The sequence below is a fragment of the Cellvibrio sp. pealriver genome, from assembly GCF_001183545.1.
In the GTDB taxonomy this organism is placed as follows: domain Bacteria; phylum Pseudomonadota; class Gammaproteobacteria; order Pseudomonadales; family Cellvibrionaceae; genus Cellvibrio.
The window spans coordinates 1-14,708 of sequence record NZ_KQ236688.1 but is presented as its reverse complement, the minus strand read 5'-3'; the positions used below and the strand labels follow the sequence as shown (position 1 = coordinate 14,708).

Annotated in this window: 14 protein-coding genes; 5 read left to right on the top strand and 9 right to left on the bottom strand. The window is 44.6% G+C overall.

All coding sequences use genetic code 11. From position 1 onward, the window contains the following. Positions 1–51: 51 nt before the first annotated feature. Positions 52–474 (bottom strand): ExbD/TolR family protein, encoded by a 423-nt coding sequence (locus tag VC28_RS00085; protein WP_049628871.1) that lies wholly within the window; start codon positions 472–474, stop codon positions 52–54. A gap of 1,518 nt (positions 475–1,992) precedes the next feature. Here VC28_RS00085 and VC28_RS00080 point away from each other — a divergent pair. Both VC28_RS00080 and VC28_RS19385 read left to right on the top strand, forming a co-directional pair. After that, positions 1,993–2,883 carry a hypothetical protein gene (locus VC28_RS00080; RefSeq protein ID WP_049628870.1) on the top strand — a complete coding sequence of 297 codons (891 nt, stop codon included), beginning with the start codon at positions 1,993–1,995 and terminating at the stop codon, positions 2,881–2,883. 105 nt (positions 2,884–2,988) lie between these two features. After that, a protein-coding gene (locus VC28_RS19385; protein ID WP_156184249.1) for an IS3 family transposase occupies positions 2,989–4,196 on the top strand; the annotation gives its coding sequence in 2 pieces (ribosomal slippage) (positions 2,989–3,331 and positions 3,331–4,196; 1,209 coding nt in all). 45 nt (positions 4,197–4,241) lie between these two features. Here VC28_RS19385 and VC28_RS00065 read toward each other — a convergent pair. Beyond that, positions 4,242–4,916 (bottom strand): flagellar brake protein, encoded by a 675-nt coding sequence (locus VC28_RS00065; protein WP_049628867.1) that lies wholly within the window; start codon positions 4,914–4,916, stop codon positions 4,242–4,244. Between the two features lie 75 nt (positions 4,917–4,991). Beyond that, positions 4,992–5,696, bottom strand: a complete 705-nt coding sequence (locus VC28_RS00060; protein ID WP_049628866.1) for a cyclic nucleotide-binding domain-containing protein — start codon at positions 5,694–5,696, stop codon at positions 4,992–4,994. A 258-nt stretch (positions 5,697–5,954) separates the two neighbouring features. On the opposite strand from VC28_RS00060, the gene VC28_RS00055 reads away from it, so the two are divergent. Further along, positions 5,955–7,127: a TonB family protein gene (locus VC28_RS00055; protein ID WP_049628865.1), complete on the top strand. Its 1,173-nt coding sequence runs from the start codon at positions 5,955–5,957 to the stop codon at positions 7,125–7,127. 77 nt (positions 7,128–7,204) lie between these two features. Here the strand turns inward: VC28_RS00055 and VC28_RS00050 are convergent, their stop codons facing one another. From VC28_RS00050 to VC28_RS00035, 4 genes are all read right to left on the bottom strand, one after another. Then, entirely contained in the window at positions 7,205–7,765 is a 561-nt protein-coding gene (locus VC28_RS00050) for a hypothetical protein (protein ID WP_049628864.1), read from the bottom strand. 71 nt (positions 7,766–7,836) lie between these two features. Continuing rightward, complete coding sequence (locus VC28_RS00045) at positions 7,837–8,166, bottom strand: hypothetical protein (protein WP_049628863.1); 330 nt, start codon at positions 8,164–8,166, stop codon at positions 7,837–7,839. Between the two features lie 2 nt (positions 8,167–8,168). Continuing rightward, positions 8,169–9,746, bottom strand: coding sequence for a peptide chain release factor 3 (locus tag VC28_RS00040; protein ID WP_369799003.1), 1,578 nt, complete (start codon positions 9,744–9,746; stop codon positions 8,169–8,171). 99 nt (positions 9,747–9,845) lie between these two features. Continuing rightward, positions 9,846–11,204, bottom strand: coding sequence for an MATE family efflux transporter (locus VC28_RS00035; protein ID WP_049628861.1), 1,359 nt, complete (start codon positions 11,202–11,204; stop codon positions 9,846–9,848). A gap of 225 nt (positions 11,205–11,429) precedes the next feature. Here VC28_RS00035 and VC28_RS00030 point away from each other — a divergent pair, with 225 nt between their 5' ends. Then, positions 11,430–12,716: an ATP-binding protein gene (locus VC28_RS00030; protein ID WP_049628860.1), complete on the top strand. Its 1,287-nt coding sequence runs from the start codon at positions 11,430–11,432 to the stop codon at positions 12,714–12,716. A 27-nt stretch (positions 12,717–12,743) separates the two neighbouring features. Beyond that, positions 12,744–13,283, top strand: coding sequence for a response regulator transcription factor (locus VC28_RS00025; RefSeq protein ID WP_082191335.1), 540 nt, complete (start codon positions 12,744–12,746; stop codon positions 13,281–13,283). Positions 13,284–13,298: 15 nt separating this feature from the next. Here VC28_RS00025 and rimI read toward each other — a convergent pair whose 3' ends face one another. Both rimI and VC28_RS00015 read right to left on the bottom strand, forming a co-directional pair. Continuing rightward, a complete protein-coding gene (rimI, locus tag VC28_RS00020; protein WP_049628858.1) occupies positions 13,299–13,781 on the bottom strand; it encodes a ribosomal protein S18-alanine N-acetyltransferase in 483 nt (160 codons plus the stop codon). Positions 13,782–13,817: 36 nt separating this feature from the next. Continuing rightward, the gene (locus tag VC28_RS00015; protein ID WP_049628857.1) at positions 13,818–14,567 is read right to left on the bottom strand and encodes a hypothetical protein; all 750 of its coding nucleotides are present in this window, start codon (positions 14,565–14,567) and stop codon (positions 13,818–13,820) included. Between the last annotated feature and the right edge of the window lie 141 nt (positions 14,568–14,708).

Genomic DNA, 14,708 nt, shown 5'->3' with positions numbered 1-14,708 from the left:
AAAAAAGCCGCTTGGGCAACCAAGCGGCTTTTTAGTCCCAGGTGGGGATAATTACTCTATTGGAACCAGTACCACGTTGGGTGCCTTGGCTTCACGGGCAGCATCTGCCACTACAACATAGGTGCCAGTACTGGCACGGCCGCTAGCCTGAATAATGACCGCAGCTTTTGGTAGCTCTGCACGCAAACGCTCAATATTTGAACGAACAGAACGTGCATCAACACGGCGCTCCCCTTCTTTTTCCATCAACCAGATTTGGTCATCAGGCGAGATACGCACCAGAATGTTCGGATCAGCATTCTCTGGAGGAGGGTTATCGTTCTTTTCCGGCACATTAGGGTTAAAACCGGCTTCTTTAACGAAAGATGCAGTTACGATAAAGAAAATCAGCATGATGAACACCACGTCAAGCATGGGGGTCAAGTCAATTTCATTACCATCATCACCGGCTTGGCCTTTTTTTCTGCGGCTCACTGTGGGTACTCCTCGTGTTAAACGTTATTAGTCAGTCTAGGGGGGTAAAACACCAATTCTAGCAGTTTTGCCAAAACAAAAACCAACCTTTATCGCCCCGCACCACAGGAATTTACGTGAAATATTCAACCCCATACGGGCGAATGTTCATTTCTTGAGCCTGCCGCATTACAGGTACCGAAGGGCATCAAATCCGTCAATAATCAGTCACCCCTTCACTATCAACCGAAACTCATACCTCATTCAGCCCAATACAGAAAAATAACCACCGGCTGAAGCCCCCTCAGGCAACCCTAACAATCTTTATCGAAGCTTTTACAGAGAATCATCAAAGCCACACCTGACACCGAGCAAAACGTTAACTTAAAGAATTAACGATCTCAGCTCTCACAATAAAAATACTCTGAATGAGAGATCCTCCTTGCTAATAAATCGAATACCAGGAGCAGGACTAGCAAATACAACAATAAAACCAAAGCCCCCCAATCAAACCAATAAGCTGCATGAGGCGGGAATAATTTTCTTATCGTAGATCCACCGTCCAATACAAAAAAAGCATCGGCGAGACAATTATTTTCAACTCCAATAATCGGCACACTGACCATACAGAAAAAGGCCTTGCATCTTTACCGTAAAATCAAATCATCACTTCTGAATAGTCCCAGACAATTTTTCACAAACATTACGATGATAAACAACGAATACATGCCTCTCTTTTACGCTCCAAAAGACAAACCACCCGCAACCAATTTGTTCGCCGTAATTACTCAAGGCAAACGCTGGCGGTAAATTTGTTTTCGAGCGTCTATAACGAATCAACACGCCCTGACTCTGCCTAAGCAGAAGATTAAACACCTCAAACCAATGGACATTAACGGTTAAACACCGCCTCAACTCATGTAATAGAGATGTGCTCGATCCGCTCCTCACCTCCAAACACAATATACGCATCGAATGAGTCAGCTTTCTCCGCAGGAAATCATAAAACTATCTCGCTCTGATCAAGGCGGGAGATTTAATGCAGCAAACCATCACCATTCAAACCCAAACAAAAAGACCAAAGCAGCATTCAGCCAACGACAATTTTTCTACCTACGTAGAAAAATCTCCTTTTGTGCCCTCCGTAAGACGGGTAGAAACCATAAACGCAACACCCAAAACGTAATACGTCATGAAGATTAAGCGCTGTAAGGAGATGTAAGCTACGAAGCTAAAGAACAACTTTTCCGACTAACCGAATACATAAAAGTGCAATTTAAAATTAAAAATCACCTGCACATCCATCGGTAAAACCAGATGAAACTCATATGTGTTTTTCAGTGATTGATAAAAAGAAATGGAAAAACTTTCCCAAAAGCTCAGAAAAACACATTTTTTTACTAAAAACCGTCAAAAAAACGCATTTTTATTGAGTATTTTGCGCAAAAAACTTGAATTTTTTTAATAAAGTTTTAACTTATACATGTTGGACTTTTTAATCCATTTACGACTTTTCGAAAACTATAAAGGAAGCACACCATGGCTGCACGTAAACAAACCGCTGTTAATACTGTTGCAAGTTTGGAACAGCAATTAGCCCAACTGAAAACCCAACTGTCAAAAGCTCGTGCAGCTCAGGCAGCTGACGCAGTTAAAGCTGTTGCTGGTTTAGTTAAAGACGCTGCAAAAGCAGCTGCTGCATTGAAAGCTGCTCAAAGCAAGCTGACCGCTGCTGCTAAAAAGAAAACCCCTGGCTCTGCTAAACAAGTTGCTGCTGCTAAAGCCGCTGTTGCAGCTGCCAAAAAAGATGCTGCTGCTGCTAAAGCTGCTGTTGCTAGCGCCAAGAAAGCTGCCGCTGCAGCTAAAGCTGCAGCCAAGCTTGCAGCTGCTCACGACAAAGCTGTTGCAAAAGCAGAAGCTGCAGTTGCCAAACGCCTGAAAGCTTCATCTAAAAAAGCTGCAGTAAAAGCTAAAGCCGCAGAGAAAAAAGCTGCAGCCAAAGCCAAGCTGGCAGCAAAAAAAGCCGCAGCCAAAGCTAAATTAGCAGCGAAAAAACAAGCGGCTAAGGCTAAGGCAGCTGCAAAGAAAGCAGCTCTGAAAAAGAAAATTGCTGATAGAAAAGCAGCGCTGAAAGCTAAAGCAGCAGCCAAGAAAGCAGCAGCTAAAGCTAAAGCAGCAGCAAAAAAGCAAGCGGCTAAAGCTAAAGTAGCGGCGAAAAAACCTGCCGCGAAGAAAGCAGTAGCTAAGAAAGCGCCTGCCGCTAAAAAACCTGCTGCCAAGAAAGCGGTAGCTAAAAAAGCGCCTGCTGCTAAAAAGCCTGCTGCCAAAAAAGCGGTAGCTAAAAAAGCACCTGCTGCTAAAAAGCCTGCTGCATCAGCACCAGCTAAACGTGGCCGTAAGCCAAAAGCTGCTGCTCCAACAGCTGCTTAATTACTGGCATGAAATAGAAAAGGCACCCCAGGGTGCCTTTTTTATTTGCTTTGACTCGTCCTGAATAAAGTTGACACTTTTCTACTCTCTACTGAGGAAAGTGTTATGAATCCCGTTATTAAACGCACCCAGCGTGATTACTCTCTCGCCTTTAAATTGGCTCTTGTCGATCAAATCGAAAAAGGAGAGATGACTTATAAACAAGCCCAGTCTCGCTACGGTATACAAGGCAGATCTACAGTCTTGTGTTGGCTGCGCAAGCATGGTCAACTGGATTGGTCATTAGGTTTACCAGCAAAAGGCCTCCTCATGTCCGATAATCCTCGCCCTCAAACGCCAGAACAGCGCATCAAAGAACTGGAACAGCAGCTCGCTCTAACCCAACAAAAAGCGGATTTTTTCGAAGCGGTGGTTGATGTACTCAAGCGCGACTATGGAGTCAGCGTGGTAAAAAAGCCGCACGGAACATCATCCAAACGAAAACGTTAGCGGGTTTATCCGTTGTCCGTGGTTGCCAGCTACTCGGCATCAGTCGGCAAGCCTGGTATCAACAATGTAAGCGGGTGCGACAACGAGAAGTGCACACGCAGATACTCCTTGATGCGGTGCAGCGTGAACGTGCATTACAACCCTGCATCGGAACGCGCAAACTACAGCGCTTGTTACAACAATCCGCATTGGTTGTGGGGCGAGATCGACTGTTTGCTTTGCTGCGCGAACATCGCCTGCTGGTTCCCACCAAGCGGGCTTATCACAAAACAACGCACAGCCATCATCGCTTTCGCAAACATCCCAATCTTCTGAAGCCTGGTGAACATCAAGTGATTCCGCAACGACCAGAACATGTTTGGGTGGCTGACATTACCTATTTACCCGTGCATCAGGGCGAGGCCTATTTGAGTTTGGTGACCGATGCCTATTCGCGCAAGATTGTGGGGCATTGCGTCCATGACAATCTGAAGGCTGAGTCAGTAATCGGTGCGTATAAACAAGCACTACAGCAGCGACGCAGTGGTGATGAGCTCATCCACCATTCAGATCGGGGTATTCAGTATTGTTCAGCGCAATACCAGAAATTGCATTATCAATACGGTGTTCATTGTTCGATGACGGATGGTTACGACTGCTATCAAAATGCGCTGGCAGAGCGTGTGAATGGTATTTTGAAAAGTGAGTTTTTGATAAGGAAACCCAGGGATCTTGCAGAAGCAAAAGTGATGGTGGCCGAGTCGATTCGGATCTACAACGAACGTCGTCCGCATCTATCCCTAGAATACAAAACGCCCGATGAGGTGCATCGGGCGTTTGGATAAATCAGTGTCAACTTATTTCAGGACTGGACACTTATTTCTTCAAACTCAATTGCTTGGGTGCTCTTGGAGCGCCATTTGATTAAACACATAGGCATACATTATCAAACGCTGATCATCAGTCTGCTCGACAAATTCCAATCCGTAACTTACCAAAACACCATCATCCAGATTATCAGTTGGATCTACTCGCGAGCGAATAGCACCAACCAAGACTAATTCCTTCGCTATACCACGAATATCTACATGAGCCCTAAGCTCAAGAATATCTCCTATCTCAGCAATATCGTCTCCCAACTCGATACGTGCACCGCTGATGCTAATATCGGAAATAAAACCTGTGGTTGAAGGTTTTATTTCCATACTGATATTCACGATTGTCATTTTTTCGCGAACAGCAACACGGGTCGCATTGCGGATACCTTTAAAGGTAACTGATTCTGGATAGCTCAAATGCAGAATGGGATATGGCTCTTGGGTCTGGATCTCGACAATACTGGCAAAGATACCGATACCATTATCAATCATCAAACGAACCACGATTTTTTGGCCGGGTCTGAACTTAAGTAATTTTCCAGCCTGCTTGGGTACAGATAAAAGAACACTGCGCCCAGGCAAGCAACCAATGAGTCGGCAAGAAAAACGCTCTGGCTGACCCGATGCAGAGGTCGTTTGTAATTGCAACGGATAACCGTAAGCCAGCTTTAATTCTTCGAATCTCATTATGAGGGCTGCACCAATTATTGGATGTTATTTTAGAAAGTGTAGCAGCAGAAAAAACAAATGCTTTATATGTTGCTATCCAAGCTGATGACTACCTGGAGACGACATCAGCGAGGCGTTTGTCTGGGTCAATACATCCGCGGAAAGAACACCAAATTCTTTGTTCCACTCCAACAACAAAAGCGCTAACGACTGCGACTGTTGGTAAAGTGAAGCCAGCTCTTCGTAGGTATCTTTTGGCCCCACATACAGCTTGATTTGCCGATGCTTATTGGCCAACTCATGGTGTAAATGTTGCGAGCGATATACTTCCAGCTTCCAGCGCAAGTTGTGCGCAGTATTCCGATAATATGCAAGTTTGGTCTGACGAGAGATGGGACTTACCGAATTAAGTGGTCCGAAAACATTAAAATCCAGAGCTAACACCATCGACTCTTTCGCACCAGAATCCGCAATAACTGTTGCTGTGCGCGCCTGCCCCATCAGCTGGGCCAAATCGCCAAATACTTCGCCCGGTGTCACGTAATTGATGAGATCCCCTTTTAATGCCTGGTCAACATAGACGGCCAGCTTTCCTTTTAATAAAAAATAGAGCCAATTTCCTGTCTCTCCTTTTTGTAAAACGACCTCTCCTGGTAGATATGAGACTACTCGTGATGCTTGCAGCAGTAACTCAAATTGTTTTAGATCTTGCTGCCTGACAACTTTGAAAAAGGGGATACCTGACAATAAATGCTCTAAGGTTTCACGAGGTATCTTATGCAAAGGTTTCGTTTCCATCATTTACCCGTAATATGTGTTTTTTATTAATAATTTGTTATACGCACGCAGCCAAACGTGCCATTACCGCCCAAAATCCCTAGGCTGGTATGATACTACCGAATATGTATAGAACAACTATAGCCAAGTTATCAGCAAAGTACGCTATTGCGCATTTTTTCTATATCATATTGATGTGTCATAACAAGACCAGCTTATAACTTTGGACAAACACATCACACCACAACAAAGTCCCTAAAAATAGAGAGTAGCAAGACTATGCGCTTCAACCATCTATTCCGAGTTCTCATCAGTATTTTCTTATTTTTATCCAGCCAATTTATCCGTGCTGAACCTATGCTCAATGGGATTGGCGTGCATCAGGAGTTAGGAAGAGAGGTGTTTATTGGAGCACTTTTTTCCGAGTCACTCAGTAATGATGCCGACACCCTTATTAATAACATCCAACCTATGAGGATGGAGCTCAAAATAGTTGCACCTGATGGTTTAACACCCCGCCGCTTCAGCCGCATGTGGATCGAAGGTATGGCGGTAAACAGCAAAACAGATGCATTGACCGCCCAAGCTGACAACATGGTGAAATTTGATGGCATGTTTAAAGGGCGCTTTTTAAATGGTGACTTTGTCAGCTTTACTAATATTCCTGGCAAAGGTGTTGATATTGCAGTCAATGGTGTAGTGCTTGGTAATATTAAAGACAACCTCTTCTTTTCTATGCTGTTATCTACCTGGATTGGAAAAATTCCACTGTCATCAGACTACCGCGATAGCTTGCTGAAAGTGGGTGATGTTGATGCTGGATTACGCAGCCGCTTTAACAGTATCAACCCGGACAGCGCACGGATTGCAGAAGTGAAAGCGTGGTCTGAACCGGTGGCGGCAGAAAAAGAGGCAAAAGTTGCTGAAGTACCTAAAGAAGTTGCGGTGCAAGAAAAGCCGACTGCCAAAGTCGAGGTGCCAAAACTGGATGTGCCTGCCATTGAAAAACCTGCTTTGGATATTCCAGCACCGAGTGCACCAACCGCCTCATCAACTTCTACCGCTAGCAGCACACCAGCCAAACCCGTTGCTGTGGCTGCTGTAAAACCGGAAGAAGCCGAAGAAGATGAAGGCCCTGCATTGACTGCCCAAACCCTTCTCGCACGCCAATTTTACGTTTCTGATGCCATCAAAAAAATCCGGAGCAAAACAAAATATCCACAGCGGGCGCTCGATCGTGGTTATGCCGGAAACGTTCGTGTTGCGGTTGTTATTGATCGCCAAGGTAATATCCTCAACACCGATTTATTGGAAAAGAGCCAGTACGATATGCTGAATAAAGAGGCACTCGATGCGATTAAACGTTCAGCTCCCTTCCCTGCATTACCCGCAGAAATTGCAGGAGCACGCTTTGAGTTTACTGTGCCCATGCGCTGGGCATTGCCGGAGTAAACACCGCGCTTGATACGTATAAAAAAGCCACCTCATGGGTGGCTTTTTATTGAGTCCAGCATTCTGGTAATTAATGGTTATCCCAATTGCCGCAATCGTTGCTCAATCACTTTATGAATTCCACCACGCTCCAGTACCGAATGTTCGACCAATCGATCCAGATGTATTGCATGTAGATGTAAACAAGGAGTTGATGCGTCCAGCTCGCGCAAATCCCCTTTCATCAACACAGGCAGAAAGGGTTTATTAGGGGGCAGTTTTTTTCTGACAATATCCAACCCCATTTGCAATGGTAATGCGCGATACTTCACTGTACCGCTACGAAAGGGAATACGTAAAAATAAACAGGGGCGGGATTGATAAATGCCAGGAATAATTTCCATGCCGGTGGGGGTAACTGCTGTTTCACTGATGCCGTTAAAGGTATCGTGTGGCATATAGGGGTTAGGCAAAATAACCAGTTTGCGCGCTTCTTCTTTGGGAAAGAAGATATTGTAATTGGTGTAGAGTTGCTCCACCGAACTGGAATAGACACACAATTTGTTTTCAAAGCCCATTACGAAATCAACTGCTCGCTGGCGTTGATTGAAGGCATCCAAATCCCAAATCAAATCCTTGTTATCAGAGGGTGTTGTCAAGATTGCGCCTGCATATTAGATGGTGGAATAGGTAATTATTATAGACGAGCAATAAACAACTCACCTATTCGTCAGCAATCCATTTGTTCAAGTTGTTTTAGAACCTCGCGAATTTGTACAAGCCCGCTTTCACTGAATAAAAAACCAGAGCGGGTATGCCCCAGATATTCCTTTTCATCGATTGCTGCACATATATCTCGCAAAGGCTCTAGCTCAGGGCAGTGGCGAAATGAAGAGGACAAAAAAATTGCCCAATCATTCTCGCTTGCCTGCCCAACTAAAACCTTTTGCAACAGCCGGACAACATCGCCCTTACTCATTTGATAATGCGGGGTTTTAACCCATAGTAAGACTGCGATAACACTCAGGAATATCAGCAAACTTACAATGAAAACCACCATGATCAATGCTCACGCGTTGCGCGGAAGACAACCTCTGGGTGCCGCTCTTGGGTTAGGGATAAATTTACCCGCGACGGAGCCAGATAAGTCAGATGGCCGCCGCCATCAAGCGCGAGATTTTCAGCGCATTTACGCTTGAACTCTTCCAGTTTTTTCGCATCATCGCACTCACACCAACGCGCAGTATTAACACTGACAGGTTCGTAAATCGCCTCCACTTTGTATTCATCCTTAAGGCGATAGGCGACCACTTCAAATTGCAACACACCCACTGCACCAACAACAATATCGTTATTGTTTATGGGGAAAAACACTTGTGTTGAACCCTCCTCGGATAGCTGTTGCAACCCTTTTTGGAGCTGTTTCATTTTAAGCGGATCTTTCAAACGGATACGGCGGAAAAGCTCGGGTGCAAAATGTGGAATACCGGTAAATTTTAAACTTTCGCCTTCTGTGAAAGTATCACCAATTTGGATAGTACCGTGGTTATGTAAACCGATAATATCGCCTGCTATCGCTTCATCAACTGCACTGCGATCACCCGCCATAAACGTCACTGCGTCGGCAATCTTAATATCTTTACCCAAACGCACATGTTTCATTTTCATGCCCTGCGAATAGGTTCCGGAACAAATACGCATGAACGCAATACGGTCGCGATGTTTAGGATCCATGTTGGCCTGGATTTTAAAAATAAATCCGCTGAATTTATCTTCACCCGGTTCTACGATACGCTCATGCGTAGCGCGTGCACGCGGAGTCGGTGCCCATTCAACAAAACCATCCAGCATTTCACGCACACCGAAATTGCCTAAAGCTGTTCCAAAAAATACTGGGGTCATTCTTCCAGCAAGATACTCTTCCAGATCAAATTGATGGGTTGCTCCGCGGACAAAATCAATTTGCTCTCGATAATCATCCGCGTAAGCGCCCATAAATTCGGTAGCTTCAGCACTATCCAACCCTTTGATTTGAACATCATCGGGAATGGTATGGCCGAATCCTTGCTCATATACATGAATTACATCAGTGTAAAAATTATAAACACCGAGAAATTCCTTACCACTCCCCAACGGCCAATTTATAGGTGCGGCGGTAATTTTTAATACGTTTTCAATTTCATCCAATAACTCAACTGCATCACGGCTTTCGCGATCCATTTTGTTGATGAATGTCAGAATAGGCGTATCGCGCAAACGGCAAACTTCCATCAATTTAATGGTTCGATCTTCAACACCTTTAGCGCCATCGATCATCATCAATACAGAGTCAACGGCCGTCAGCGTACGATAGGTATCTTCAGAGAAGTCTTCGTGACCAGGAGTATCGAGCAAATTCACAACTCGGTCTTTATAAGGAAATTGCATTACTGACGATGTTACAGAGATTCCGCGCTCTTGCTCCATTGTCATCCAGTCGGACTTGGCATGTGGACCGCGCTTACCTTTTACCGACCCCGCTAATTGAATGGCATTACCCCACAACAGCAGTTTTTCTGTGACGGTAGTTTTACCGGCGTCAGGGTGGGAAATAATCGCAAAGGTACGGCGTTTGGCTAGTTCAGTAGTCAAATTACTCATAGAAATATCGCGCTATATAAAAGAAGAAAAAGTTGGCGGAATTATACTCCGGTATTTATTTTCGGAGTGAATTGAAGGCAGGCAATGCAAATTAACAGGCTATGGCTCTGCAGATACGGCCTGAAGATGGATATGTCTTTTCAGCCACAACCATGCCCAGAGTCCAAGCGTAATATTGGCAAGCGCAGTCGCGATAAAAAGCCCTGTCATCCCCCACCAATATTGCCCCAGCCACGCGAGAGGCAAGTAAATATACAAAACGCGCCCTGCCGATAACAGCATCGCAGGCCAAGGCCGGCCCAATCCATTAAACGCCGCATTAACTGACATGACCAAGCCATAAGCACCATAGCTCACAGGCACAATCATCAAATAGGTTGCGGCAATAGTGACAACTTCACCATGATCACCAAAAAGACCGGCGATTTCCGCACCAAAAAAGCCGAGAATCAGCGCAAGAAGGATCCCAAAAGCTAAACAAAACACCGTTAAAACCCGCAATGCTTCGTTAAGCCTGACTAACTTTCCTGCACCAAAATTTTGTCCAAAAAATGGACCAACAACACCGGATAATGCATAAAAAACAATAAGAGCCAAAGGCTCGATGCGCATCACAATACCCAAGGCAGCAACTGCATCTGTGCCATAGGCAGCAACCATAGCGACAACAATAGCGCTGGCAAATGGAATGATCACATTCGCAACCATCGCCGGAATGCCCACCTCAATAATTGCTTGCCAGGAGTGCTTTAACTTTTGCCAAGGTAAAAATGGACTAACCAACATGTGTACACGGGCATGCAAAATATACAGTGCCACTATCAGCATCAGGACTCTGGTAATCAAGGTAGCGACAGCAGCACCCTGTAACCCAAGGGCGGGCATCCCCAATAATCCAAAAATCAGGATGGGATCCAGCACTACGTTTAGCAGTGCCGCACCGCCCATCAAATAGCCTTGCACCTGGCTCATGCCCATTGCACGCAATGCAGACAGACATACCATCGGCACCATCAAGCAAGGTGCACTGAAATACCAAATGGACATGTAGGATCGGATGAGGGGAATCAAATCGGGCGTAGCACCCAACGCCAGGAAAAGAGGTTCAAGAGTAAACCAGCCAAGCAAGCACACACTCGCAGATATAATGAAGGTCAGACTCATCGCATCAGTAGCGAGCCTACGTGCCTTGCCGGAATCACCCTCTCCTATTGCTCTGGCAACAGCAGACGACGTACCGGCTCCAAGACCGATTCCCAGACTAGTTAGTACCATGATAATCGGAAAGGTAAAGCTTAGCGCCGCCAGAGGCTCACGCCCTAATTGGGCGATGAAAAATGTCTCTATGGCATTGAGCGACATAGTCGCCATCAGGCCCCACACCAAAGGCAATGCCAGATTTTTCAGCTGTTCAGAAACCCGTCCTTCTGTAAGGGTTGCTTGTAAGGGGGTTGCCATAAACACTGCCGATTGTTGTGGTTCGAATGAAGCGATCCAGAGAAACCGGGCCGTACCCAGATCAAAAAATGGCGAGCAGTATACACCAGTCGAGCCTTTTACCCCGGACGATGCCGTTAATCCCGCGACAAAGTGTCGCAGGATAATCACTCATATGGCGGCCGCGATCAAACCTGAGTCCGCTATAATCCGTCCATCCCTGACCTTATTCCCTATTTGGCTCACATGTCCCACAACACCACTCTTTCTGCTTCACTTACGCTTGCCGGTCATGCGCAGCATTTAGGCTACTGGGTCATTATCCGGACACTCATTTTGATTTGTCTTGGAGCTGCAATTGTTATTTTCTTATTGAATGGCACTATAAATCTGCCTTTTTCAGAAATTCTGACCGCGCTTATCGTGTTAACGGGCATCAACCTGCTCACCTTTGTCCGCTTGAAAAACCCTTTACCTGTGACGCAGATGGAGTTTTTCATTCACTTGCTGATGGATTTAATCGCCCTCAGTGTGGTGTTTTATTACAGTGGTGGAGCGAACAATCCTTTTGTTTCTTATTTTCTTGTCCCAATTTGTATATGTGCGGCAACACTAAATGGCCGCTACGCATTGGTGATTACAATACTGGGAGTCGTCAGCTATTCACTCTTACTTTTTTTTCATATTCCGTTACCGATTCTTTCGCCTCATCACCATCAGGCCGATAACTCACTTAACCTGCACGTGCTGGGTATGTGGTTGAATTTTTTTATCAGTGCCTGCTTGATTACTTATTTTATTGTAAAAATGGCGCGTGATTTACGTGCACAAGAAGCACAATTGAATCGCTGGCGAGAAGATCAATTGCGAGATGAACAAGTTATGGCAGTTGCCACACTGGCAGCAGGAACAGCGCATGAACTAGGAACGCCACTATCAACCATGAAGCTGCTACTGAGTGAACTAAAAACAGACTATGCTCATGTGCCCGCACTACAGAACGATTTAAAAATTTTACAAGATCAAGTCAATCAGTGTGCCGCAACATTGCATGAGCTGGTTGCCACAGCGGAACAGGGAAAGGAGGGAAAATTACATGATCAGGATATACGGAGCTATTGCCTCACATTGCTTGAGCGCTGGCAAATCATGCGACCAGATGTCACTGCAACCATTTCTATTTCTGATCAACTGCCAAGTATTAATGGACAGTTTCATCCAACAATTGCGCAAGCCATCATAAACCTTCTAAACAACGCAGCTGATGCAAGCCCTGACAATATTGGCATTCATATTTTCTGGGATGCACAAAAAATAAATTGGATTATTGATGATAATGGACCAGGCGTAGCAGCGGAAATTACCGCACACATTGGCAAATCATTTATTTCAACAAAAACCAAGGGATTGGGAATAGGTTTATTATTAACACAAGCAACTATCAACCGTTATGGAGGAACAGTTGAATTAAAAAATCGCAAAGAAAAAGGCACTCGCACCTATTTAGAAATTCCTTTTAGTCAACCCAAATAACCAAGATCTCATCAAAACATGATGCTTATGAATGAAACGCTAATCGACTTTCTAATCGTAGACGATGATCCCACACTAGCGGAAATGCTTGCGCGAGTTTTGCATCGCCGTGGATTCACCTGTCGTATTGCAAGTGATAGTGCGCAAGCATTACAGCTAACAGGCGACACTTTGTTTTCCAAAGCGATTGTGGATTTAAAGCTGGGAAAAGATTCAGGTTTGGTATTAATAAAGGAGTTGGTTATACGCCAGCCCAAATTAGCTATTGTTATGCTAACTGGCTATTCCAGTATTTCAACTGCAGTGGAAGCCGTAAAATCTGGAGCAGTAAATTATTTGTGCAAGCCGGCAGATATCGATGACATTCTTGCGGCATTTGGATCGCACAATACAACACCATTAACTGCTGAAAGTTATACGCCAATATCTGTTGATCGCCTCGAATGGGAACATATCCAGAAAGTGCTACAAGAGCAGGGAGGGAACATTTCTGCTACTGCGCGAGTACTTGGCATGCATAGACGAACATTACAACGAAAGTTACAAAAACGCCCTGTAAAACAATAAAATCAATATTATCAATTAGAGCTGACGAGCCATCAGTAGCGCATCCTCATGGCCATTAACAGTCGGATAATAATTTTTCCGCTGACCAACCTCAAAAAAATCTTCCTTCTCATAAAGAGCAATAGCCTTACGATTAGATACTCTCACTTCTAAAAATAGCATATCCGCTTTTTCTTTTACACATTCAACAGCAAGCTTTAACAAACACCGTCCTATTCCTTTACGTTGAAACGCAGGCGAAACTGAAATATTTAACAGCTCCGCGTCACCGCCGCCGTGAGTCACAACGACGTAACCAACCAAAACACCTTTATGCTCAGCCAGCCAACATTTCTGCCGCCCATTTAAGCAATCCTCGAAACTAGATTGACGCCAAGGATGGGAATGAGCACTTCGCTCCAGTGTCATTATTTGCGGAATGTCGCTTTCATCAAGTAAACGATAGTGCAGATATAAACCTGAATCAGTTACATCAGATAAGGCAGGAGAATTAATCATTTTGTTACTAAGAAAGTGCTGCCATCAAGAAAATCACTACAAACTAGCCCATAACCTAGCTTTTTGCTGCGGCTGCTGTAGCAAGCTAATTAAATTAGGAAGAATCAAAGCCCGAATAGATAAATTATCAAGGTCAACCGTTTTCCAACAACAATTAATCCAAGCAGCATCTTTTGGTAAAAAATAATTGGCAGAATTCTCTCCCATTAACCAGAGTTTATTTAGAGGGCGTAATTCATTTTCAACAGCCAACCAAGTCTGCAATTCATTTCTCGCATCATCTTCAGTATGCGAAACAAAGCGATTTTCAATCATCGGCCAGTGCATCACTTCTTCATTCAGAGTAAAAGATACCGCGCCTAAATAAGTGCGCAAAATATTTCCCAGCAATAACTCTGTGGGTAAGGCCAATTGCGAATTACGTGCATCCACAATTAAAAAACCAGGCACGGGCCGCCAAAGGCTCAGAGAAAAAGGCTTAATAACCGATGCCTTCTTTTCCTCTAATTGCTGAAGGATAGATGCCGTATTAACCGCTGAGGGAGCAGAACTTACTGGTTTGTCAGATTTGATTAGCGAGTCCAGCAAAGACGGTGAGATGGTTACGTTTTTTGGTAGATCTGCAACAGTATCAAATACTAGTCCAACATCTGGGCATACCGCTGAAACCTCCGCAACCGGCAACACACAAGCAGTGGACATTTGCGCTGAGGGCAGATGCCAGCGCGGCATATAACTCTCAATCCCAAGCAAAGATAAATAGGTCTGTCGTTGCAGTTCATTCATGGTCTAAATCACTCTGATCTGAATGACAGTATAACGTCTGAAGAGATAAAAAAGCAGAATGAAACAAGTTTGGATTAATGCAGCTGGGAAAAAACAGAAATAAAAAATCCCTGTCAGAGGTCTGACAGGGATTTTGTATTA

What these genes read in the sequence shown, in the direction of transcription:
- VC28_RS00080 (WP_049628870.1), top strand. Translation starts at nt 1,993, where the DNA reads ATGGCTGCACGTAAACAAACCGCTGTTAATACTGTTGCAAGTTTGGAA.
- VC28_RS00065 (WP_049628867.1), bottom strand. Translation starts at nt 4,916, where the DNA reads ATGAGATTCGAAGAATTAAAGCTGGCTTACGGTTATCCGTTGCAATTA.
- VC28_RS00060 (WP_049628866.1), bottom strand. Translation starts at nt 5,696, where the DNA reads ATGGAAACGAAACCTTTGCATAAGATACCTCGTGAAACCTTAGAGCAT.
- VC28_RS00055 (WP_049628865.1), top strand. Translation starts at nt 5,955, where the DNA reads ATGCGCTTCAACCATCTATTCCGAGTTCTCATCAGTATTTTCTTATTT.
- VC28_RS00045 (WP_049628863.1), bottom strand. Translation starts at nt 8,166, where the DNA reads ATGGTGGTTTTCATTGTAAGTTTGCTGATATTCCTGAGTGTTATCGCA.
- VC28_RS00040 (WP_369799003.1), bottom strand. Translation starts at nt 9,746, where the DNA reads ATGAGTAATTTGACTACTGAACTAGCCAAACGCCGTACCTTTGCGATT.
- VC28_RS00035 (WP_049628861.1), bottom strand. Translation starts at nt 11,204, where the DNA reads ATGGCAACCCCCTTACAAGCAACCCTTACAGAAGGACGGGTTTCTGAA.
- VC28_RS00030 (WP_049628860.1), top strand. Translation starts at nt 11,430, where the DNA reads ATGTCCCACAACACCACTCTTTCTGCTTCACTTACGCTTGCCGGTCAT.
- VC28_RS00025 (WP_082191335.1), top strand. Translation starts at nt 12,744, where the DNA reads ATGAATGAAACGCTAATCGACTTTCTAATCGTAGACGATGATCCCACA.
- rimI (WP_049628858.1), bottom strand. Translation starts at nt 13,781, where the DNA reads ATGATTAATTCTCCTGCCTTATCTGATGTAACTGATTCAGGTTTATAT.
- VC28_RS00015 (WP_049628857.1), bottom strand. Translation starts at nt 14,567, where the DNA reads ATGAATGAACTGCAACGACAGACCTATTTATCTTTGCTTGGGATTGAG.